General features: G+C 45.8%; 20 protein-coding genes. 1 reads left to right on the top strand and 19 read right to left on the bottom strand.

What is annotated here, in order from left to right:
- Positions 1-3: 3 nt before the first annotated feature.
- The 19 genes from WBG78_RS14265 to WBG78_RS14355 all read right to left on the bottom strand — a co-directional run bounded on the left by WBG78_RS14265 (position 4) and on the right by WBG78_RS14355 (position 23824).
- Entirely contained in the window at positions 4-621 is a 618-nt protein-coding gene (locus WBG78_RS14265) for a hypothetical protein (RefSeq protein WP_337327104.1), read from the bottom strand.
- Positions 618-2054, bottom strand: a complete 1437-nt coding sequence (locus tag WBG78_RS14270) for a serine/threonine protein kinase (protein WP_337327105.1) — start codon at positions 2052-2054, stop codon at positions 618-620. Before WBG78_RS14270 ends, WBG78_RS14265 begins: the two co-directional genes overlap by 4 nt.
- Positions 2055-2142: 88 nt before the next feature.
- Positions 2143-2442, bottom strand: a complete 300-nt coding sequence (locus tag WBG78_RS14275; RefSeq protein WP_337327106.1) for a PAAR domain-containing protein — start codon at positions 2440-2442, stop codon at positions 2143-2145.
- A 16-nt stretch (positions 2443-2458) separates the two neighbouring features.
- The gene (locus WBG78_RS14280; RefSeq protein ID WP_337327107.1) at positions 2459-3028 is read right to left on the bottom strand and encodes a hypothetical protein; all 570 of its coding nucleotides are present in this window, start codon (positions 3026-3028) and stop codon (positions 2459-2461) included.
- Between the two features lie 63 nt (positions 3029-3091).
- Positions 3092-4582, bottom strand: a complete 1491-nt coding sequence (locus WBG78_RS14285; protein ID WP_337327108.1) for an FHA domain-containing protein — start codon at positions 4580-4582, stop codon at positions 3092-3094.
- Between the two features lie 37 nt (positions 4583-4619).
- Positions 4620-5525, bottom strand: coding sequence for a type VI secretion system baseplate subunit TssG (locus WBG78_RS14290; protein ID WP_337327109.1), 906 nt, complete (start codon positions 5523-5525; stop codon positions 4620-4622).
- Positions 5526-5529: 4 nt separating this feature from the next.
- Positions 5530-7359, bottom strand: a complete 1830-nt coding sequence (locus tag WBG78_RS14295) for a hypothetical protein (protein WP_337327110.1) — start codon at positions 7357-7359, stop codon at positions 5530-5532.
- Between the two features lie 15 nt (positions 7360-7374).
- On the bottom strand, positions 7375-7809 hold the full coding sequence (locus WBG78_RS14300; protein WP_337327111.1) for a GPW/gp25 family protein: 435 nt from the start codon (positions 7807-7809) through the stop codon (positions 7375-7377).
- A 28-nt stretch (positions 7810-7837) separates the two neighbouring features.
- Positions 7838-9652: a type VI secretion system Vgr family protein gene (locus WBG78_RS14305; protein WP_337327112.1), complete on the bottom strand. Its 1815-nt coding sequence runs from the start codon at positions 9650-9652 to the stop codon at positions 7838-7840.
- A 91-nt stretch (positions 9653-9743) separates the two neighbouring features.
- Positions 9744-10160, bottom strand: coding sequence for a type VI secretion system tube protein TssD (tssD, locus tag WBG78_RS14310; protein ID WP_337327113.1), 417 nt, complete (start codon positions 10158-10160; stop codon positions 9744-9746).
- Between the two features lie 23 nt (positions 10161-10183).
- A complete protein-coding gene (locus tag WBG78_RS14315) occupies positions 10184-10651 on the bottom strand; it encodes a hypothetical protein (RefSeq protein ID WP_337327114.1) in 468 nt (155 codons plus the stop codon).
- A gap of 8 nt (positions 10652-10659) precedes the next feature.
- The gene (locus tag WBG78_RS14320; protein WP_337327115.1) at positions 10660-12027 is read right to left on the bottom strand and encodes a type VI secretion system contractile sheath protein TssC; all 1368 of its coding nucleotides are present in this window, start codon (positions 12025-12027) and stop codon (positions 10660-10662) included.
- A 26-nt stretch (positions 12028-12053) separates the two neighbouring features.
- The gene (locus WBG78_RS14325) at positions 12054-12503 is read right to left on the bottom strand and encodes a hypothetical protein (protein ID WP_337327116.1); all 450 of its coding nucleotides are present in this window, start codon (positions 12501-12503) and stop codon (positions 12054-12056) included.
- Positions 12504-12544: 41 nt separating this feature from the next.
- Positions 12545-15076 (bottom strand): ATP-dependent Clp protease ATP-binding subunit, encoded by a 2532-nt coding sequence (locus WBG78_RS14330; protein WP_337327117.1) that lies wholly within the window; start codon positions 15074-15076, stop codon positions 12545-12547.
- 278 nt (positions 15077-15354) lie between these two features.
- Complete coding sequence (locus tag WBG78_RS14335; protein WP_337327118.1) at positions 15355-16134, bottom strand: LuxR C-terminal-related transcriptional regulator; 780 nt, start codon at positions 16132-16134, stop codon at positions 15355-15357.
- A gap of 288 nt (positions 16135-16422) precedes the next feature.
- Positions 16423-18930, bottom strand: coding sequence for an nSTAND1 domain-containing NTPase (locus WBG78_RS14340; RefSeq protein ID WP_337327119.1), 2508 nt, complete (start codon positions 18928-18930; stop codon positions 16423-16425).
- On the bottom strand, positions 18927-20450 hold the full coding sequence (locus tag WBG78_RS14345; protein WP_337327120.1) for a toll/interleukin-1 receptor domain-containing protein: 1524 nt from the start codon (positions 20448-20450) through the stop codon (positions 18927-18929). The genes WBG78_RS14340 and WBG78_RS14345 overlap by 4 nt, the downstream gene beginning before the upstream one ends.
- 572 nt (positions 20451-21022) lie before the next feature.
- Entirely contained in the window at positions 21023-21328 is a 306-nt protein-coding gene (locus tag WBG78_RS14350) for a BPSL0067 family protein (protein WP_337327121.1), read from the bottom strand.
- Between the two features lie 288 nt (positions 21329-21616).
- Complete coding sequence (locus WBG78_RS14355; protein WP_337327122.1) at positions 21617-23824, bottom strand: hypothetical protein; 2208 nt, start codon at positions 23822-23824, stop codon at positions 21617-21619.
- 305 nt (positions 23825-24129) lie between these two features.
- Between WBG78_RS14355 and WBG78_RS14360 the strand changes: the two genes are divergently transcribed.
- Complete coding sequence (locus WBG78_RS14360; protein ID WP_337327123.1) at positions 24130-24603, top strand: hypothetical protein; 474 nt, start codon at positions 24130-24132, stop codon at positions 24601-24603.
- Positions 24604-24657 lie beyond the last annotated feature (54 nt).

Below are 24657 nucleotides of genomic sequence, written 5' to 3' on the forward strand. Positions count from 1 at the left end.
CGATTAAATGGTGGTCTCCGTTACATCTATGTCCTGAAGAAATGTTTCTATGATCTGTATCTTTTCATCACCGATGAACGTGAATTCCTGTCGGCTTTTGAAGTTCACCCGCTTTATCGTTCGGTCCCTATATGAAATGGCATTCTCGCCCTTCGTAATTGTTGTCTCCTGGAACATAAGCGCAGTTCCATAGTAATATCCATCCGATCCTCTGCGGATCGTTTCAAATTGCACTCCCTTATAAAAGGTGATTTCAACTTTCGTTGCCTTGATATTCGCGAGAGCTCTGAAATAAGATCGAACTGGCATCTGCGTTATCTTGCCGGTCCTTACGTTTGATACCTGGACGATATTATCCTCGCTGGAGAAAAGCTTGATCGCTGACTCCGCTTGTTCCAGCCGTACACCGAGATCGATCTTCTTGTCCGATATGTTGGTTATGTAATGCTGCAGATGAACTACCTTCTGCTTGATGGAGTTTATAAACGCCCTGCGCTGTTCTTCAGGGATCTCGACGAGCACGGTATCACCATATATAACCTGAGCGCTTAGTGACGCGACTTTGAAAAGTGTCGTCGCCAGCGTCAACACTCCGACCAGTACAATACTGCTGCGTTTCATAGCTGCGTTTCATCGACTACGTCGAGGGTAAGTTTCACTATCCGGTGGTTTTGATCTTCAACAACATCGACCACCTTCACGTTGTTGAGTGAATCCATAAGGAAATCGAGATATACAGAAGGGATATGGCTAACATATGTCGCACCGTTGCGCTCGATTATCCTGGCATCACTTCCGCTAAAAAGGCTCAGCACACCTGATCTTACCTTGCTTCTGTCGACGATCGAAACTGACTGATCAGAAAGCATCGTGAGATATTGTCCAATGGAAGCAATCACAAAACTCTTCGGCACTTTTATCCTCTTCTGCTGCGGCTGGTCGGTCTTTGTTAGTTGAGTTGATTCGACATGCGGCTCGGCTTTCTGCTCTTGCTTCGTTCTGACTGAGTCAATATTGGACTTGGTACCTGAGTCCGGAATAACAGAACTGATCGCTTTAGTAGTGTCGGTCGGAGGCGTATCAGATTGCGCAGTTTTGTCCATGCTGGTAACTGGCTTACGTATATAAATCAGTCCCAGGCTAACCATTGCCACAACCATTAGTGTCGCAAGAGCAATCAGAACCTTGCTTCGTGTTGGTCGTCGTCCTGGCTCAACGAATTTCCAAACCCCCTTCTCCAGGAAATGTCTTCCAAGCTCACTTAACTGCTCGGCGGTTGGCCGCTCCGATGGTGTTGCCGACATGCAACGATGCAGAATTCTATTCAGGGTTGAAGGAAAATTAGAAGGGAGGTCTGGTATCTCGGCGCCCTTAAGCAAGCTCTGTCCTCCGGAGCCTTCCCACGGAACTATGCCCGTACACATTTCATACAAAGAAACGCCGAATGAAAAAACGTCACTTGCCTCAGTTGATTCCGGATGACGCGAAAATCGTTCGGGCGGAGAGTAGGCTATGGTAAGTGAATGGATGCTTCCTGTTGCCTTGGTTAGCGTATGCCTCGTTTGGTAGCTGATACCAAAGTCTGACAAAATAAAATAGTCCGGCTTGCGAACAAGAATATTATCTGGCTTTATGTCCTGATGAAGAATGGGCGGCTGCTGTGAATGTAACTCTGCCAACGCTCCCCCTATCTGAAACATTACAGCCGCGATTTGCTTAATGGTGAGCGGCGGATTGCTTTGAAGATACTTTGAAATAGAGCCGTGTGGCAGATAGGGCATGATCAGGTACGGAGATCCATGACATATGTCAAAATGGAGAACCCTCATCAAATGTGGATGCGAAAGATTAAATGCAATCGCATACTCCTTCCTGAACTGCTTGATTCCGTACTCATCAAGTCCCCTTTCAGGCGCATATATTTTTAACGCCACAACAGCGTCATCCGTCATTGCATCCGAAGCACGCCAAACCTCAGAAAATCCCCCTTCCCCTATCAGTTCCGCCAACTGATAACGTCCAGCATAGACATATTTCTTTTTGAACGACGGCATAATAGCGACTCAATACGTATTGACAGTAATCCCTGAAATGACTCCTCGAAATAGATATTACCTTGCAAATGTTTGACTCGTTCTCTTTTCAACCAATCAATACAGTCGGGCATCCTAATGTTATTACACCACCATGCGCGCACTGATCGCCCATTCGTGCAGCAGGCTTACCTCCTATAAGAACTGTGACCGATCCGAGAACAATAGTATCGGGCGGTCCAACACAAACACACATATCTCCCATCACCGCAGCAGGCAAACCAGCGATCAATACCGTAGGCACTCCCGGGCCGGTAATCGGACCGCCAACGTGTGGGATAGGCGGAAGTCCCGGCGTTACCATTGGACACATATGCATATCGGTTAGTCTTGCTGCTGGCTGTCCCATATCAGTGGCTTTTCAATCATCGTGCAAGAACCTTTCGAGCCTCCCGAAACACATTCCTGGAGATTTGTTGCAAGGCAACATCCCCAAGATAAATGTTGGCATAAAGCTCCTCCAGCTTTTCAAGATCACCGAGAAGAATGCGATGGTTAGCACTGGACTTCGCCTTTGCAGATACAGCACTGGCCCTGTCTTCCGCCTTGCCCCGGGCTCCATTGCGATATAGCAAGCGCGTCTCCTTGTTCCTAAACAGATTCGTAAATGCGCTATGTCTTGCTTTGTGAAACATGACACAAGGCAACTCCTTTGAGTACATTTCTGAATATCGCCCTGCGAAATCTATGTCAGCGAAGTCCCGGCCTTCCACGATATGATGAAACTCCCAGTCTTCATTATTCTCGTGCTGTCCATACCGCCTCAGTTTGTCAAAAATCTGTTTCTTGATCGTCTGGTTCTTACCGATATTGTAAGAACAGATGTAGCGGTACCCCTTCGAGTGCTGGATTTCCCTGATGACGTAAACGCCATCTATACTCTCAAAAAAGTCGTAATCGACGCCGTTGAGATATTTAGTTATTCCATGCTCCATAATCCCTATAATTGCGTGTCTAATTGATCTGCATTGGCATAACCCGCTGGCTGGTCTGTCGCTTTATCCCATCACCAGATCCTTAATATTCACCACCTCTTTCGTCGCTATCCTATCCATCTCCTCCTTTAACTCCTTCTCTCCACCAACGCGATCGAAAGACCTCACTACCAAATTTGTTCTGCCCACCTGAAACGTATCACCGTCGATAAGCGAAAATTCCTGATTGGGCTTCAGCCGCGTTTGTGTGTCGTGTATATAGGTGCCGTTGTTACTGTTAAGATCCACCAATTGAAACACCATCTCTCCTCCTTCTTCCTGCGCAATCAACCGTGCGTGTTTGCGACTGACCCAGGCATCATCCGCTATGTCGATGTCAACATCGGGACCGCCAGCTTCCTTGCGACCGATCACGACATTCTTTCCCGCAATCTTGTAGATCGATCGCTTCCTGCCCTCAGTATGTAACACGATCCATCCGTAAATCTTTTCCGACGAAGCTTTTGTACCATAATTGAGTTCATTCAGCTTCTTCAGCATGGTCACGACCCTGTCAATAAATTTTTCCACCTTCTGCAGACTGACGTAACAATCCTGATGGTCATAGGTAAGCGTGATCAATGTTCTTAACATGTTCTCCATGTCACGGGGTGGCAGCTCAAACCACTTATGAAAGTATTCAAGCAACTCCTCGCGGTCCTTACGCAAAAGAACATTGAGTGCGGAGTTAATAACGCGCGCGAACGAACAGAAATAACTGATCATCTCTACAGCCGGAAGTTGAGGATACAACAGCCGGAACCGATCCATACTGCCAGCCAGGTAATTAGCCATCTTCTCCATAAGGAACGACATACTATAATCGAGACTTGCCATCTCCCTCTTCGTCCTTATCCATTGAAGTACTCCTGATATGGCGACTTCTGTTTCACTCAGTTGATTGAAGAAGCGTTGATGAATGGCAACGAGACGCGCATGGCTCGACACTGCCGTGCATGGAGGAATATAATGCTCATCAATTTTACCGAGATCACTTTCAGATCTCAGACGTCCAACACACAAATGAAACGCACTCCACTCCGGTTGAAACGTCTGAGGGTAAGGAAGTATGTCAACGCGATAGGTTGGCATCGAAAAAGGTTGCCTCAGGGGAGTTTCATTTGCATCAGGCTGACCAACAGCAACCCTTCGAAATGGATCAACCACCAGATAGATCTCATACGCCTGTACCTTAAGACTACTGGTCGCAATGGTCGACTGAATTACTTCTCTGTCCGACGTGATTTCGATTCTGGCGCCGCCGGGTGTAACTCCACGACACGTAATGATTCGTACCACAGTTTGCTCGGCAGCGTCAGATGTAATCTCTATCTGAAGCGATGCCTTCGTACTCTGGTCGCCCTGCAGCAAGCCGAAGTTGTAATTGGTCAAATGCATGCCAGCCACATCTCTTATCTGCTCTCCGTAAGCATTGTCAGACTGAATGAAATGGTCTCTGGAAATCTTCATCCCATCCTGCCAGTTCACCGGAAAATGTACTACGCGTGGCAACATATCGAAAGCGTTATTCTTTTCAGTTATATATAAACAGTCACGACAATACCGTTGTGAATCCCAATCTTGATGTATAGTCTTCCTCTGACAGGAGAAATCTTCCCGAATACTCCTTCAAAACAATGGTCGACGTCACCTCGTCTTCTGCTTGAAAGAAGAAAGAATATAGTCTCCTGAGCAGCTGGTCCTTTTCACCGCCGGACAGATACCGATGTAATTCATCCAGCTCTATCGGTCCTATCTGCACTTCCAATGCCTCATCATCTTCATATCCGTCGGCAAACAAAACGGCATCAACACCGAGAGTTGTGTTGCCGAGCAACGACGCCAATCCATCACCATCAATTGATATGCGCCTTTCTGTCCCCCGTATCGTTACATTTTCGTCAAGAAGAATTTCCAGGCACCTGGCAATCTTTTCCCTGTTCCCCGCAATCCTGTGTATCTGCGGAAGCAATGCCAGCATAAAATTCTTTTGCTCATATGTCAGAAGCTCACCGGGTAAATCCCAGAACTGAATGAATGCATTAATATGATCCGATCGAAGGCTTCCCAAACAAGCACTCAGTTCAGCTTGCTCCGTTGAAACCTTCTGGTGATAAAATTCCTGCTCCAACGGGAGAAACACTTTTCTTGCCTCCTTCTCTTCCCTGTTGTATTCTACCGTCTGTTGTACCGACTCTTCAGTCGTCTTGCCCATCCTTCTTTTCGCCTGGTGAAACAAACCCTCGGGTAACATGTCGTAAAGACCTTCACGGTTTACATGTACTGTCACCCTTTCTCCCGGCGAATGCACGACAGGCTCAACCTTTGAAACATCTCTTCCAAAAGATCTTTCAAACGTGCCTTTAGGTTTGATCAATATATCATCCTTGTACACCAGGCCGTTCTCAAGCCAGCAGGCAATCAATGTTTCAATCCTTATGTCGTCATCCCACAACATTGACTTAATTATTTTGTTGAGAAAGCACACAAATCGACGTTGTGAACGATTTTCTTTGATCCAGGAAAGCCTGCATTTCAACGCATACCTCGTCCCAGTTGATTTGCTCAAAGCCGCTTGCAGGTACAAGCACCACGTCGATGGTTTTGACGTAGCCCTTTTTTGCTTCGAAGTTTTTTCTTACGCCTTTTCTTACTATGACGTTGCTGATCTTCTGACCTAGCTGCATAAAACAAGCAGTCCTCAGGTCCTCTTCAGTAACTACACGGCTACGCGTCAGCAACGTATATTTATAGGCATGCAGCTTCTCTCCATCTGTCATCGCTGCCCTGCCTCCTGAAGTCGCCGTCATCAAAATGGCCGATTCCCTCTTTACCGTCGCACCACTTGCCAGGGCGACCTTCTTTCCAGCAGAGATCTTGTTGCCCACTTCACCAAGTGTCGACCAGTATTCAATCCAAACGTCCTCTGCTTGCCGTGTATTCACGAGCAAGTGACAACGAAAGGGCTGGCGTGTTCCCTTTTGAACAAAATAAGACTCCAGCCGAGTCAAGCTTTGATCCAGCACCTTGAGCTCTGCCGAAAGCGCCTGGATGCCGTATGCTGTAAATGCAGCGCTCTCATCCCTCAGCAACTCATACAAATACGTGAGCTGAGCAGACGCGCTTCGTTGATCGAAACGATTCACACCTCCTTGTCGCACAGCAAAGGCCCCATCCTGCGTTGCCCGAACACCTTGCATGTTCACAGCAGTATACTCGCGCTTTTGAGAATACACTCTGTTCATACAAAGAAACTGATCCGAATGTTGCAATGGAATAATATTGAGATTGCGCGACAGCGCATAAGGCCTGTTAACAGCATGCAGCTTTCTGTTCATCACTGGCACACAATTGATCGAACAAAATGCTTCATTCAGTGCAGCAGGAGGAATGCCCTCGGAGACTTCAACACGCACCCAGCAAACTTCGTCTTTAAACATCTTTAGTTGCTCAGCTGAAAACACCGACGCAAATTCAGCGGGATATTGCTGGAACTGCGGAGCTGTTTCGTCATCGATCGTCAGAAAATGACTGTGGTAAAGGTTCAATGCATGATCCTCCAACTCGCTCATGGTATCCAATTCTGAAAGCACAGCCTTGTTTTGCGTCTGCACTCCAGCAAATATTTTCAGCTGTCGATTCCCGATAAACACTTTGGAAAAAGGCAGCAGCGAGACATTTCGCAGATTGTCCTGATCGGTTCTCCAATCAACGAACAATGTCAGATGCCGGAGGCTCGTAATTCGCTTGTTCAGTCTTACCCCCAGCCAGAGCGACCAGGGCTGCAGACCAGTTGGACCATCTGACACCACTTTTTCCTTTTTCACAAAGGGCGTTTCAAAAAACGTTATGGTCTTGCCCGCAACCTGACATATGATGGAACCGTCGAAAACCGGCGTTGGTTGAACAGGAGAAAACACGACCGGTATGTTTGCAACCGAATTCGCGTTCTGCACCTCTTTATCAATTGAAAACTGATCGTGCCGTTTCAACTTCGTAACAGGCGCCTCCGACATTACGTGCAGTATACCATGCGCCGGGCGCGCGTTCGTAAATACCTCTGGCACCATTAAACTGGCCAGCCTCTGCAAGATTCGCGACTGAGAAGAGTAAACGTCCTGCGAAGTCCTTTCGAATTCCACGGCACATGCTCCGAGTATAAGGTCGACCAACGGATCAAGTTCGTCTGTTTCATTCTCAGGCAGCTCCCAAAGCTGTGCAGCCGTGACACGAAGTCTTCTCAGAACCTGTTCTTTTTGGAAGTCTTCAGTATGATAGCTTTGGGCAGTCATTGGTTTTTCAAATTATCATCCCATTGACAATGGGCTAAAGTATATGTACTCGCTATGCTGAAAGGATTCGTTCGTCCTGCTTATCAGTGCATGGATAGTCAGCGTAATCTTTCTAGACTCTATCGCTACCCTTTGGGTTTGCTGATCAAGTATCTTTATCTCAGTCACATCTGTCAGCAGCTTGACTTGCGTGATTCGTTTCTCATATTTCTTCAAAGGACGTTCAAACGACTCAGTCAGGCTGTTCTTCCAATGCTCTACGCTCCGGATCATCTCATAATCTTTGTCCCACGCGAGACTTCCGTATTCATAATCAAATCGATACTCCCTGAAATGCGTTTTGAACAGCAAATGGATATGCTCGCGTATGGAGTCAACAACATTGCTCTTCTGAAGCCTCCTCTTTTCTATCAGGCCTCCCCATTTCAGTGGGAGTGTATAGTACATCATAGAATGTCTGTATATAATTAACGCTTTATCAATTCAACCTGAGCAGCCCTGCCTTTATGGATGCAGTCGCACCACCATCAATGTCAAGCATCTTGGCACTTATGGTTGATTGCGCGCCATCCAGCTCCAGCTTCGCTTTGGCCTTCACTGAAGTTATCGTATTATCAATCGTCATCTTCTGACTCTTGATCTCCACTTCATTGTCAATTTTTTGCTTGAAGTTCATGGCCTCAAGCGACGTCGCATTGCTCGACTTTATCGTGATCTGGTCAGATGCGGTCATCTTTATATTTTTGGCTTTCATCTCCAGATCACCTTTCGTTTCTATCGTAATCACCCCCGATGACTTCATCGAAAGCGAAATTATGTTTGTCGGTCCATCTGACGACTTGTTCAGAATTTTGATTTCCTCGGATCCGTCTTTATCAATGAAGCAAATCTCGTTGCCACTTCTTGTTCGTAGAACCTTCATGTTATTGTCACGGTCCTGCCAGTCAGAAGGTGCAACGTTTTTATGGTATACACTTCCAATAACAAACGGCTTATCTGGATTTTGTCCTTCAAAACCGACCATTACTTCGTCGTCTATCTCCGGAATAAAATAATGCCCATGCACTGCCGACTTTCCGTTACCCGCCATGGTCTGAAGTACACGAACCCATGGCGTTGTCTCAGGGTCCTTTTGCCAGAAAAGCTTCACCTTCACTCGTCCCAACGATTCTGGATCGTTGTTATCGACGACTACTCCAGGTTGCAGGTCAGCCGTCGGAATATGGATCGGTGGTGAAGGTGAAGACTGGCTCTCGGCCGGAATCCCCGTAAATCCATTCTCATAAGAATAGGTGCCCGAAATGGTGTGCGTGATCGACGTAACAATGAATTTTCCATAGTCGTGTTCACGAATTCCCTGCCCTGTGATATCGACGACCGTACCAACATTGAGATAAGGGCTATCACTCGTACCAGACAGCATAACAAGATTTCGCGCAATTGCAGACTTGTGATGCATCAGGTTATCGCCCAAGTCCTGCTTGGTTTTTATACCATTGTTAGCATATATAACCGGCTCCTGAGCAAACGTATTTTTGGATTGGTCCAAAGCAAAGGAACCGAAATCATCAAGGTCTGTCACCTCTTGCGCGCTGGCAACTTCTTCCAGAACTTCGTTGGACTCGTAGTTGTAAGCAACTGCCTTGTTGTTTACCGGTAGTATGCGAACAGAGAAATCCAGGTCGGTAAGACTCTCACCGAATGGAAGCGAAACTGTTTTATCCTTTGGTATCTTCCCAAAGATCAGTTTCATTCCATCATAGAAGCACCATTCACCATACTGCGCCGCCATACGTTGCAAAAACGCATAGTTACTTTCGTTGTATTGCACCGCATACGGAATAGCAGTCGAATACATCGGATCGATTTGACTGTCAAGTGATCTGGGCACGTTTGACATCATCGCGTCAGCGATTTCATTCAACGACTTATCAGTGAACGAGCAATACTGACCCTGTCCTTCCATCAATATGGTTGGACTGCTTCCCCTGACGATAACCCGCTTTTCACCGTTCCCTGTTCTTGAAACCGACACGTTTGTAACCAGCCCATCGAATTGATTATCCGACTGCTTTTTTTCAAAAATTCCCGGACCAAACTGTATCGTTAGCTTTTTTCCAATGAACGACTTAAACTCCTGCAAGGCATCAAACGTTGTGCCTTCATGTACATCCAGCGGTAGTACAATCTCAAAGGAATGATGCGAATGCACGTCCTGATGAATAGAAATACCAAGAAAGGGCGACACCTTCTCGCCTTCGACAGATATACTTACTTCAACTTTCTGTGCCAAAACAGTCCCTGTTTAAATTGCTTTCAGAACCGATCTCTTTCAATCCGCTTCGCAGTGACAATAACGATAAAGCATCACCTCCAAAGGGTCGTTACTTCTTATTAGGCCACTCGTTCTGGAATTCAGCGGGACCACCGTCACCCTCAACGGTGATCTTATGCGCAGAAACCGTAAACGTCTCCATCATATTCTCTCCACCTTGCCAGCTGAAGTTTTCACCGTAATTGACAATAAATGAATCATCAAACTTTATCTTCTTAAGTGACTTTCCATCATCGTCATCGGCCATCACTGTGATGTCTCCGCTCTTCATCTTTCCATTCTGGGTAGTCATCCACATCGGCAGGAATGCACTCTTCGTGGACTCAATAGTTATTTGTACTGTTCCTCCTCTTACGTGTCCCGATGGTCGGCCGGAAGCATCAATGTCGCGATTGAAATTGTAAGAAAAATCAATAACCCTTACGTCTTTAAGACTGTCGAGGTTTAATCTTGCATTAACTGCCATAGTCGTAAAATTTTAAATTGAGGTTAAGAATGATTTCGTCTATAAGGTGTTCGTGCTACGTAATCGTTTGGCGAATACACAGCCACCACTCTTGCTTTGTAATCAGAAGTCAGTTTCCACTGAGGCACTCCATGTCCCGGTGGATATTGAATATCATCGGAGATCTCCGGATTGTGTCCCTGCCTCGGCACAACCTTTATCAATTGTGTTTGATCTTCTTCCCAGGCCTCCTTTACATTTCGCTTTAAGACTTTCACATCAAGTCCTGAAGGCATTTTGAAACGATGATCGGCAACATTGGAATATCCGCGCAATTCAAAGTCTTTGTCGGATGGCGTACCACTCAGCACAAGGAAAGCCGCACCCTGCATCAATCTGCCTTGATGAAAGCCCAGCCGTTTTTCTATCTCACTCAGGCTGCAATTGGCAATAAATTTCTCCGACGTTACGAATCCGTGGATGTCGACGGATTGTCCTACTACGTATTGCATAATAAGAATTATTGTTCTGCGTATTCAGATGCCCATGCCTCTGCAGTATCACCTTTGGTACCACCCAGCTTGAGCATAAAATTCTTAGCAGGGAAGAACGGCGTGATGTGTAAGTCTATATAGATGCGCTTGGTCTGCTCATCCTGTTCGAGGCGCAAAAGATTAAAGTCCTGAATAATCTTGTCACTTCCTTTTATGCTTTCGAGATACCTGGAGATTTCACGCTTGAGATCCTTCTCAACTTTTGGAGTCCAGTTGATAAATGCCTGCCTGTTAAGAAAGTCGATGATCACCTTTCCGATGTAATCGAATACGCGTACTACGGAATAAGTTTGAAGTCCAATATCATTGCCGGTGTATAGCGTCTTAGCAGAAAATGCCATCACCTTCTCCCATTCTTTAACCATAGGAATCAAACCGCGCTTCTCAAGCTCAGAGATTTCTCCCTTCTTCAACGGAAATGACACGCCGTCAACTTCACTAAGGCCACCAAAAGTCTTTCCGGCAGTAGGCTGAGCAATGAGTGTATTGTAAATCCTTCCAGCAAGCGCCGTCGACGGTGGAAGCATCATCGCACCTTCTTCATCGAGATTCTCGCGCTTCGCTCTGCCGACAAGCCAGTTGCAGGTCATGAGAACATTTGATCTATAGATGTCACCGCCGGTAAGGTTCGCAGAATCGAAATCCTCCATGACTGCGTCAGGCGTATCAAGGTTCAAAAAATCCGTTATGAGCATCACCTTGTTTTCATAAGCAATCTTTGCCCACTTCTCCAATACCTTATTTGATCCCAGGTATCCAGGCAAAACGAGCATCGAATAATTCTCGCGCAAGTCAAGTCTGTCATGACGCGCCTTAAGCTCCTCAGCGATCTTATCAATAACAACTGTATTATCGAGGTCTTTCACACGCTCCGGATTCACATTGAAGATCGTCAGGTTCTTAATCTTTTCCGTTTCAGCGTTCTTATAGAACATAGCGACCGTACGATATGCTAGTTCGAGCGCCTTTGCTTCGTCATTGGCAATTTTCAGATTGGTCTTCAATACGCCTTCGGCTGTACGTGCCCTCTCCTGCGCATTCAAAGCAATCTCGGAAGCACTGCTGGAACCGCTTAGCAATTCAACCCACATCTTCAACTGACTCTTCAGCTGCTGACGTTCCTTTGCTTTGTTAGGATCACCAAGAAAAATATTCTTCCTCGCCCCCTTGCTCTCAGGATTCATAACCTTCGCACTCTCTATTGCTCCTTCAATGACTTCAAAGCCACCGTAGTCAGCAAGCCGTTCCGTTAACTCATTCCATGATAATGTAGCTCCTGATAATATTGACGCTTCCTTTTCAGCAGAATGTAATGTTTCGTTTTCCTGTGCCATAAACTTTACTGGTTAGGGTGATTGAGTTATTTCGCCTGATCAATTTCCTGAATCATCGTTTGCAACGTCTGCAGAAAAGCCTGCCTCGATTCCGGATCCTGAAGCGCTGCCTGTAAGATCTTATTAGTTCGAAGTTGCTTGCTGATCTTATGGAACGTATCACGTTCAGACTGCAGGTCCCCAAGGAACGCACTTTGGTTTACCATTCCATCTTCGCTGAAATCACCTAGGTTGTTGAATTTCAATTCCTCTTTCACCGGCTTTCCTTCTGCCGTCTCGAACCCAACGTTTACCGTGGGCTTGAAATGTTGAAATACTTCCCCGAGAGTTTTTAATCCAGTAATAGGTTCTGGCTTGCCTGCCTTACTCGTGAGCTGCTGCACCAGAAGTGTTCGGTTGGAGGATATCTGTGTGATGGCCTCAAATGATTGTTGTGGCACCAATTGGCCGCCGATTAACTCTACTTGCTGACTCATGATTCATGAATTTTAGTGTTGGATATTTCCGCACTTACTGGTTAAGGCTGCGGTTCAAGTTTCTGTTTCTCTTTTACCTTAGCAGGTGTTTCCTGTATGATATCCCATTCAAGCTTGTCATCATCAATAAGGTCTAGTTTGATTTGCGTCCCCTTAGTGATCGTACCTGCAACAAGCATCCGCGATAGAGGTCGTCGTAGCTGATTTCGGATCACTGCGCTCAATGGCCTCGCACCATATTTGGGTGTAAAGCCTGACAGCGCAAGCCAGCGCTTAGCCTTGTCTGAAATGATCAACTCTACATTCTGCTTGTTGAGCATCTCTAAGAGCTTCTTCAACTGGATATCAAAAATCCTCACAACGTTTCTCTCCGTAATCGGCGCAAATGGAACAATTTCTGTCACTCTGGCCAGAAACTCCGGCCTGAAATAACGCGTCATGATTTCCATCAATTCCTGCGACGTCGGCAATGACCCTTGCTCATGCCTTTCAATGATAAAATCACTGCCAATGTTGGAAGTGAATAATATTACCGCGTTAGAGAAATCTCCTTCTTTTCCAAGACGGTCATGAAGTTTTCCTTCATCCAGAATTTGCAGGAAAACATCGAACACAGATGGATGAGCCTTTTCTACCTCATCGAAGAGCAGCACAGAATATGGCTTCTCCCTTATTTTGTTAACGAGCAGACCGCCTTCCTTATATCCTATGTAGCCTGGAGGCGCACCATACAATAGAGCAGCCGAATGCTCCTCCTTAAACTCTGACATGTCAAAGCGAATCATCGCCGACTCGTCATTGAACAATAGTTCAGCAAGCGACTTAGCTAACTCGGTCTTCCCGGTTCCCGTGGGCCCGAGGAAGAAAAATGAACCAATGGGTTGCCCCGCCTTCGTCAGACCTGACCTTGATTCAAGTATCGCTGCAGAAATAACTTTGATTGCATTATCCTGACCGACAACACGCTCTTTCAAAGTATCCTCCATACCTAACAACTTCTCTCTCTCCTTCGATTGGATCTTACCAAGGGGAATACCAGTCTTGTGCGATACAACGGCTGCAATATCGGCACGGTCAACTTCGCCCCTCTTTTCCTTCGCCAGTTCCTGCAGCTGATCAATTGTATGCTTTAAATAGCTGCTGAGTAGCTCCGCTGATTCAGAGAGCAGCTCTTCAGGCGCTTCGTCCAGCTTTGCCAATAAGATGGGGCTGATCCTTTGATTGAGTTCACGTCGGAACCACAAAAGATCATCAAGACTCCCTCCTTCAGCGGTAACTGCCTCGAGCTTAGCTTGCAGATCACCCAACTCCCGGCCAGATGTTTCATCAGCCATGCGAATAGCCGCCATTGTCCTGTCCAATAAGTCAATTGCCGCGTCGGGCAAACGTCGGTCCTTTACATATCTTTTTGCAAGATGAACCGCTTCCTCCGCCACACGATCTGCCACCTTGATCTTATGATGTGATTCATAGTAAGGAACCACCTTCTTCAGCATTCGCGTAGCTGTAACGGCATCTGGCTCTTCTACGCGTACCACCTCAAACCGGCGATTAAATGCCTGTTCCGGCTCAATGTATTTCCTGTATTCTTCATTGGTGGTTGCTCCGATAACCGTGAGTGCGCCACGCGCCAACTCAGGTTTCAGCAGGTTCGCCGCACCTGCACCAATCGAACCCTGTGGATCAAGAAGAGTGTGTATTTCATCAATGAACAATATTGCCTTCGTCATTGACTTCAACTCCTTAATGATACTCTTAAGCCTGTCTTCAACTTCGCCTTTGTAAGAAGCGCCAGCTACAAGAGCGCCGGTATCTAATTCAAAGACTGGCGACGACTGAAGATGAACTGGAACGCTCTTACTGGATATATTGAGAGCAAAGCCATCAACAAGTGCTGTCTTGCCGACACCCGGCTCCCCGACAATAATTACATTAGGTTTAGTACGTCGTCCCAGGATTTCAGTCATCATGCGTGTCTCCCGATCACGTCCGATGATCGCATCAATTGCTCCGCTTCTGGCAAGCGCTGTTTTCTCAACACAGTATTTAAGCAGTGCGCTCACTGTTGACTTTCCTGCCGGCTGATTCGACGCTTTTGTTTCAGCCTTGCCGGAAGAGGAAATCGCCTGCTCTATCTGCGTTGTCTCCATGATAACATCCATAACCTCCTGAGAAGTCAATGGAAATGTCTTCAACTGATCCTTTGTAAAGGCCAGGTTAGGTTTGCAAATGGCAGCCAGCGCATAGGCGCTCTGTGTTTCACTTTGGTTCAATTGCAAGCGGATCATATCAGCCTCGTCCATTACAGCAATGACGCGATCGTCGCCCAATGCCTCCGCAACGCCACGAATTGCCTTCGGATAATCTTCCATTCGCACTTCACACCATTCAAGAAAATAAGGAACGTCTTTGTCCAGTGACTCCATAAGACTCACTAAAGCCTTATCGGTCTTCAGCAACGCATAAAGAAGGTGTGCAGGCGAAAAATATGATTGTTGATAGTCCTTGGCCAATGCCTGAGCGAACTGTATCGACGTTCTTAGTTCGGAGGAATAATGAAGGGATGTATTCATAACACAGTCATCTCGTGAGTGTCTTATTTATTCCAATGTTAAAATATGCGAATGTGACACAACGGGACGTGTAAGTTTCGCACATCTGATTTCTTCAAAGACAATGACATCCAACCACGCAACCCTAACGGGCGCGCACTTCTGCCATTACAGCTACCACTAAAGTTCTGATTCGATTTTTACAAGAAAAGTGTAATACCTTAACGAGGTTCTATAAAATTAGGTCATCACATTTCACACCACAATAACCATTAAGGGCTATTTATTAATCTAAGGAGCTAACTATCATTATGACGATTGCCAAAAGTAATCTTCATTGCTTCAGCTGTATTCTTCGCTCCAGTGCTCTCAAGAATTTTCTTCCTGTGGTTCTTCACGGTCTCCACACTGATCACCAGTTTATGGGCGATCTGATTGGATGTCATCCCTTCGGCAATCAACTCCATGATCTGTGTTTGCCTCTTTGTCAACACAGTCTCAGGATCAGAAATATCATATTCCTGAATTTGCTTCACGCCGCGAATATCCATCAGATAGATGGTCAGTTTCATGGTATTGTCCTGTTTGTATCTGCTGATATCCGTGCACGTGCTAAAGTCTAAAAGTGGTTCTCCATCATCGGTTAAGTCCGGAAAAATCGTTTGACGAAGAATCTGAATATAGCGTCCGTCCGCCCGCCTTATTCTGAAATTTGAGTCGAACTTCAGAAGCTTACGCGACTCAACCGGTGTCTCATAAAATACCTTCAGGATCTTCTTTTGAGTTACATGCAACTTTTGCAAATCCTTCGGATGTATGCACTCAAGCGCAAAATCAAGACCAGCTTTCAGATAAAATTCACTGGTATATCCAAGCACATTCTTGATCGACTTGCTGATGAAAACAAACTGCTTCTTTATATAGTCGACACCTAAGAAGTAAGAGAACGCGCTCTCCTGCTGTATCTCGTCCAGGTTATAGAAACGAGAATCTTCCTGGCCCGACATTACCCGGTCACCTGACCTGGCCTGCCTTCTTTTCTCAGGAAGAAAAATACTTGAAATGGTTGCCTTGCTCATTGCTCCACGTTTAGTCTCCACAACTGCGAATTGCCAAAAACAAAATATGGCACAACATTAGCGGATACCGAAAAACGTTTCTGTTGCTGGCTAACGGTGTCTATGACCAATATTAACTCTGGTAAACCTATTCCGAAATAGCCATAAAGAGCTATTTTGATTTCTCTTCCGAGACTCTTTACAACTTCTTCTCAATGTATAACCAAACTTAGTCGTCTATGTTCGGAAGGTAAATACCTATTTCAGGGTATTCTTTAAAAACTTAGCTCCGCTATTGCTCAATCGTCTCTAATATTTTAAACCAGCTTCGATCAGCGCCATGCGTGCAGCATTTTGCGGCTGATGTAACTCAACAGCGCGTATGCTAGCTTCCTTCGCACTTCGATAATCTTTCAATTGCAAATATATTTCTGCTAAGGTGTCCCAACATTCACGACAGCTCGGCTCAATCGTCGTACTCTTTACCGAAAGCTGCTTGGCAAACGCAACATCCTCACCTGCCAGCACAAGGTTCCATGCGCTATTGTTAAGAAACACCACGTTTGTTGAATCGGGACCCGACAGAAGATAATGATAAACTTTAGTTGCGCTTTTAAAATCGTTTGTCTCTTCATAAACGCGAAGTAGACTATATGCCGCCTGAGTTTTGCACGGCGAATCAGTGTTAAACACCTTGGTATAGATTTCATAAGCATTTGAAAAATGTCTGTCGTATTGGTATGCGTCACCTAAAGCTAACATACAGGCGCAGGAACGCGGATACTGTTCAAGACAACCTTGTAATATCTGCCTGGATGAGTCTGCCGTCAACCAACTCTTGAGAACAAAATCCTCAGGTTTGAGACGCCTCACAGCTCCGAGATAGACGGTGGAAAGATTTCCGTATCCCAAATTGTACAAATCTTTAGAACGACGGCTATAATACGAATCGTCGAGCACGGCATGAGCGGAATCAAGCGCGAGCAGTTGATAAACCAAACCATTCAGTACGACGCGACTTGATATCTTCGTGCCCTGACTTATTTCCGTAATTACGCGCGGGAACAAAACAGAAAATCTGCCATTGGCGGTAACTGCCTTTTTGTATAAACTTATAAGGCTATCATAGTAGTTCTTATTCGCTTTTAGCAGCTTGCCATAAATCTCAACCAACTTTTGATAGGTACTCAGATTTGCATCAAAGTATCGTAGTGAAGAATCGTACTTAGCTGCAGCATCAATCAGCAGCAGCGTGCCCGTTGTGTCGACAAACAGGCCACTCCTTCCATACTCATAGTCCGTAATCTTTAAATCGGCCTGGTTGTTTAATTTGATAAATTCATTCTTGTTCCTGGCTTCCTGCGTCGTGATGACCCATTGGGCCAGCATGAATAAAGACGTGACGATCGCAAGAGAAACCAAAAGCGCCCGATGCTGCTTTTTCTTTTGCCGATACTCCGCTCGCCTGCGCTCATCCCTCTCCTGCGACAATACCACTTCATAACCCTCACGAATAGATAACTCCTGTTCCAGCTTTACCCGTTCCTGTTCCTGTTGCAACTCAGTGGCCTCACGTGCCTTCTTGCGTAATGCTATTGGCGGCACAAGACGATCATGGAGGATTTGCACATGATAACTATCCAGGTACATTTCCTTGTTTAAAAGTCTCATGTCCTCGTCCTCGATAAGATTGTTTAGCTCTGCAGAAGAGATGTGCCACAAAGCCGCAAGCTCAAATGAGAATAGTGTCCTTTTGTTGTCAACCGTGACGAGATACGATTCAATAAACTTCTTTGCCTGATCTGAAATCTTAATATAAACTTTGGAGATGTATCCATCGATCACGTTGTCCACGATATTCTTTGTGACCTCAATCTCGCTACTAGTTACTTTGTGCCAAAGTTGGTTACACACAAGGCTAAGCAGAAATGGATCGACTTCCTCTTGTCTGAAGTTTCCGTTGTTTTTCGGCAGGAGATTATCGATTATCTTATTCGCCTGGCTCTCATTGATCCTGGCTTCGCTCGTCGATAGAATGATAGTTAGGGCATCATGCCTGTTGAAAGGGGAGAGTCTATATCGACTTGCCGAAAAGCGAATGCTCGGAATGAGAGCCGAGAAATTTTCAAAGTCGAACAAGTACTCCTCGCGGAACGAAAATACAATCCGGAATGGCTTAAGATTGCCGCGAATACCGTCCTGAATCTCCAGGAACTTATCCATGTCGTTGTCATCCGGATCTTTGGTGGGATTATAGAACTCTATCAAATATTCCGGGAATTCCCCTTCGATGACATAACGTAATTCTTTCATGAGATGAGGAAGATCTCCCCCCTGTAGTTCCAGTGTAAAGATCACCTCAAGCTGATCAAGAAAAATTACGGGTATAAGTGGATGGGACGTCTGGCCTTCCTGAGGAAACACCTCAAGGGCGTGATGGAAATTGGCCAGATAAAGCAATTCAAACAGCGAATCGGGAACGTATTGCTCTGGCAGAACAATTCCATAGCGGGTAAGCAACACCCGCCGGATCTCCTTAACCAGGTAATCAGAGAAGTTGCTGCTTGAAGTCTTGTAGTTAATAAAAGAACCGAGACGAAAAACTATCGGGAGGTAGCGTTTAGATTGTCTGAGCTCGGGTATCAGACTTGCATTGATCAACGACGTCTTCCCTATGCCCGATTTTGAGTACAGTAATGTGAGTGTATTGCTACCTATGGAGTTAATCAGTTCAAACGTCTCCTCCTCGCGGCCATAAATAACATCGCCTTCTTCGTACGACCTCGGACCTTTAAATGGGTTCTTTGAGGTGATCATGCTGGCTTGAACTTCAGATCCTTTACAAGCGACTGATATTGCATATCCCTGATCTTTGATATCGCACTCTCCGGGATTACTGGATTCGCCTTATCGAAATAGACAGCAAGCGTATCGCGTTTAATGCTTTGCTTGATTACGTCTTTATACTTCTGTAATGTATCAGGTACTATCGCGTTTTCGCTTACATCGTCAACGAAGAATGGTATCCGGAATTTATTCTGATTTATAATTAACGCCCATTCACGCAAAAAGTAGGGATCGCTGTCCGTTCTCTTTTGAAAGTTGCCAGAGACCACCTGCACGACAAGTGAGCTTCGCCCAACAGTTTTCGAAATAACATCATCCAGATTATCCCCTCTTTGAAGGTGATTCAGATCCATCCAGACACGAATATTGTTCTTATTGAGAATGTCCCGAATGAGTATCGCTGCCTCCTGGTCGAGAGTATTATAACTAATCATTACATAGTTGTTGTACACATCATCAATGATAGATGTCGATGAATGCGCCGCGGTCTGAGGTAAATCAACAGGTGCTGCCGGATCCACAACAGCAGCCTTCGACGGCTTAGCTTCCTGACTGTTCTCGCTTATGTATTGATACAATGCATTGATAAATTCAATGCTATTCGTCCCCAGCGCCTTGATTTTGAAATTACTAAGGAAGAATGCCCGATCGGGGAATTCAGATTGGTTGAGCGAGTCGATGAGAACATTGTACTGCGTGGCCAGACGCTCGTCCATCTGCGGCCCAGCCCAGAATCTCGTGAAGAAGCGAAGGAACCATTCAGAGAAGTTGCATCCAATGAACAATAGTGAAGATTGAGACAGATAGCTCTTGAAGTTCGGACAAAAGCAGTGAGTGTTGAGCAACTCAACCAGCAGGTCAACAAATTCAACATCTGTCAGGAGATATTTGGAGTTCGTATTATGGGTGCCAAACAAATTATAGACGGTAGGCTTCTCGATGCCCGCCAGCGAATAGCGATTCTGAAACATCTTATGTGCAGGATTAGGAAGGTCCTTTCCGTCTGGCTTCAATGGGCTATAAACCTCATACCCTTCCTTCTTGTCTGATGATCGGTACGCATTAATAGCGATCTCCATCACATTCGCACAAGTAGCATTAACATAAAGTCTGAAGTTCTTTATCTGTGCCAGTTTAATGAAGGGATCAAGAAAGACTGGTGCTTCTGCTCTCACTTTATTAATGGCGCGGCTAAAAGCAAAATTGAAGCGCTTCTTCTGTTTTATGTCAAACAGATGATAAGCATAATTGATCACCTCATTTGCGGGAGCGAGAGGATACTTTGCTGCAAACTCGGAGCAAACATCTTTCAGACCCTGGTCTTCAATATTTTGAATGACGCTCTTTACAAATTCCTCGCGCACGCCATTGCCGTGCTCCGTGTACATGAGGTCATACCCGATAATAGGGATGACTTCATCCTGAAGAACCAGATCACCAATAAACTTGACGTCTGCGCTGCTTACAGCGTTTTGCATCGTGTTACTCATCGTTTCATATTTAATAGCCAGCAAACATTTAGATCACGAACAGAATGAGGTAATAAAAAATGGACGGCAACAGTGCCAGCCAACGGTTCAGGAATTACAAAAGATGAATCTTCTAGTTAACTAACCTTTTCAATTAGCCATTGAAACGCATTCCAATGTCCTATTGAAACAAATAAGGTTGTGTGGAACAAGTTCCGCACAATCCGTCCATGCGGTTAGACGGACACCGAAAAACAAAACACATTGTGGCACGACCCTTTGTCATATTTGACATCAATTGCCTGGAGTGCTTCAGTCAGAACAAACGAGGATTCCAGAATTTAAAGAATGGAAGAGAATGACGGGGAATCTTATTACTAAGTTAGAACTATTTCGGAATCACACAAGGGATAAGCGACTGAAGCATAAGACCTTAATCATAGGCATACCTGTTTTCAGGGGGAATTCAAACACCGCGCGCAAAAGCCCTAACGGCAAGCGATTGAGATTCAATCATTCGATGACATAGAACGTACCTCCGTCGTTGCTTCTCTTCGTTCCCATATTAACTTTTAGATGTATTGGCCGCGCCTTTACTTACCTTGACTGTTCCACTGATCGTAAACGTAGATGTATTTGTCATCGTGTGACACGTAAATAGCTGCGTGTTTGCCCAATGTGTCCGTAGGATACTTACCGTCATTGTCAAATGTCGCTATTGCGGTTCCCGAAGGAATTTCTCCGTCAAGTGCGTCGCTAATTCTCCTACCAGCCTTCCATTCGGAGTGATGCGGAGCGCCGGTGGTTTGGCGAACAAAGGCAACGCATTCAGTGTTTCCTGAATACTTGTCTGGATACCCGATATCTAATCGGAATACAAAGTGAAATCTGTAAGGCATAGCTTTTTAAGGTCAACATATGTGTCCCTGCAATGGAAGTCAATAGCACTTTCGGGCTATATTTCTAGCCAGGTGATCATCATAATAAACACATAGAAAAACGAGCAAGCCTGCGGCGATGCCAATAGCCAAATCAAGAATGCAAAGAGGGGAAAACAGTTTTGATTTGTATAGATGCCGCGTCGTGAGTAAAGAGGTAGTTCCTTGGCATAACAGGACTTCCGATTAAGGTACTCAACAAATGAGAGTATACAGAATGCATATCCCTTCCAAACGTCCCAATAATGCTTACAATCCTACGCGCGCCGGCGTTTCGTCCGTCGGTGGGTTCTCCGGATGTACAGTAGGCCATTTAACATGCGTAACTAACGAATCCGTGTCGTCACAATGGCTCCATTGATAACCCCTCGATTTCTTTTTGTCGTCTCCAACGATATTAAAATTCTCATCAAACTTAAGTTCTACAACATCAAAGTCATCCGAGGGAACAGAGACAGTAAGACTCTTGGGGTCAGTATCCGTATGCTTACTCTCTGACTTCGGACACCTCACAACGAACTCTTCGTTACTGTTAATTTTGGGAATCAAAAAGCTAAGACGGACAGTCAACTTTTTCAGGTCCGGCGACCACAAATACAAAGCCCCAAATCTGAATGAGTTCTGAGAAAAATCATAGGGAAGATCTCCCTCATCTTCTTTCCATGAATGCGTGTCCTTATACTGACAATCATCTTTTGTGCATTCTGCCTGCCTCGAACCACCAACACGATAGTGTCCGTTAGACTCCTTGCTAAACTGCCAGCCTGACTCACCATTGACTACTTCCAGACCCAACGAATCAAAGCGCTCGACGATCGGTGTCGCATTAGGTTCAGCGCGAAACCGATGTACGTCGCCGCGTAGCCTTAGCTTTAATGTCGCTTCCGTTTTAATGCCTGCTTCATCACGAGTAACTGTCAATGGGATTGTCCAGGCACTCAGTGGTACAGTGTTGCTCCGCTGGTCATTGTACGTAACCATAACGTTCCCAAAAGAGTCACCGCCTTCGTCGTCGATCTTGCAAATGATGAAGTTCTTGCTCCACTGGATGACTGACGCTTCTTTCCCATTAATCCATACATGTCCGTTTTGCACTGGACCATCGCTGAACAGCCCATGTAGCACCATGATGCTTTCCCAATCGTACATGGTGATGTACGAGATGGAGGGCGTAAGCAATACTTCCGTCGTGCTGCGTGAATTGTAGGCAAGCCGCCCACCATGTTTGCTTACTCCGAGATGGAAGACCTCGGGATAAGTAAACATATCGTTATAAACGCTGACGAAGTCGAAAGGACGCTGGTCGGGTTTCTGTTCAGTGCCCGACACATCATTTGATGCAATCATGCGATCGAAAATATAACGTTGCGTTGGAATATAGGCTACACTGCTCGTGGGCTTTGTCCAACCCACAAAGGTTCCCTTCTTGTTCGCGCATTTGTCGAGCAACGCCTCCCCGAAACTTTTCGATTCATCGTTCATGGAATTGCAGGCATCAACATAAATGATGGCATTCTCTGCAAACGTCATGTACTTCTTGACAAATTCTTCCGTGATGCTGTAATGCCATTCGAGGCTCTCGTTTTTGTTCTGAAGGCCTAATGAATACGCGAGCACTCCGTTGTCAAGGTCTTCCTTGTTCTTCTCGTCACTTAAAGTTGTAACCAGGTCACTCGTCCATAACGCATAGACGCGATCTCCCAGTATCCTGATTTTTTTAAAACCAATACCGCCATGCGTCAGGACATAGACGATCGCCTGATCTTTCACGGCTTTGAGGTTATCGATAGATGCCGGTTGCAGCATAAGCTTGTAGTCGGCAAGCGAAACCGTAAACATGTCATACAGGTGTTGTCTCCCGTCCTCGAATGCAGTACCCATCCCATTAAATAGGATCCCTGTTTTCACCAAAGGGATGCCGGTAGTCCGATTCCCGGCTCCACCACCGTTGCCCGCCCCTAGTTCTGAATTGCCACCAGCAGACGTTTCGCCAGTAATTCTTCCAACATCAGAACCCGCAACAGCAGATTCCCCAGCAGAAGATTTTTTACTATCACATTTTCCATCAGCATATTTCCCGCTAGCGTCGTTTGTATTCGCCACCCTGCCCCCCGGTTCTTCCTTACTAAGCCACGCGGGCAGAATTGTCACGACGCGACCATCGTAGAAGTACGCCCATACGTTTCCGGATTCCATGCCGGCATCTTCAAATTCCGGCCTTGATTGCAACCATTCTACGATCGCCTGCTGTGCCTTATCTGAAGTAATGTCGCCGAGCGCATTCACAAACGTGCGACAATCTTCTAACACTGCCATCCTTTGCTCGTCAGTGAGAGGATCTCCAGGAAGCGGGAGGTTACCAGTAGGATTCTGTTGAAGCAGATCTTCAGCGCCACCACAGGTTAACAACGCCATGGCCACAGAAATAAGGAGCGCGACAGATAACGCTGTTTTCATCGAAGAGAGGTTTCGAGAAAGTGAAGTATACGATTATCCGATACATGAATTTACGGAACGCGCGGGCGGGAATCAATAGCTGTTTACACGTAGCTATCTTAGCAAATACTCAAAGCAATCGCTATATTAGAGTAACCCAGTTAGCCTCCTGCATTCTTTCCGACGGTAACCATGAGACAGCTTGTACTCTGAGCTCACCAACTCAACCTCGTACAGTCATACTCACCATTATCTTCAGATTCGCTACTACCCTCTCGGTGTTTTCTGCTCTTGATTGAAGTATCAAAACCCAACCCGATCACGCCATGAAAAATATTCTTTCTTTCGCACTCCTGCTCGCAGTCATTTCCTTCTCTTCATCATATGGACAACAGAAGAAGAAGTCCTCCAAAACTCCTGTGGCCAAGCAACAACATATTGCTATCGACAGCTTTCCATCCAATCGCATGATCAACTTTCTACCCGGCTGGGGCGACATGGCCGTCGCAGTGAACTCCCTTCCCGCAGGCACTGACCTTGGTCCACTCCTCGTAGGGCTAAAGAACAATACCTGCCAGGTCCCTCATTGGGGATATATTATCAAAGGCTCCTTGCGAATGAAATACGACACGGGTGAAGAGGTGTTGCTTAAGGCCGGAGAGCTATTCTATATGCCGCCGGGACACACAGGAAAAGTTGAAGAGGATCTGAAGCTGTTTGACTTTAGCCCGGATGAACAGTTTACTTTTTTGGTGGCCCATCTGGAGAAGAAGGCTGCCGAGATGCAGGCAGGGAAGTAAATGAAATGATCGTACTGAATAAAGTATAGACATGGTCTATTACCATTGGGACCT

The sequence above is a fragment of the Chryseolinea sp. T2 genome, assembly GCF_037203685.1.
Taxonomy (GTDB): domain Bacteria; phylum Bacteroidota; class Bacteroidia; order Cytophagales; family Cyclobacteriaceae; genus Chryseolinea.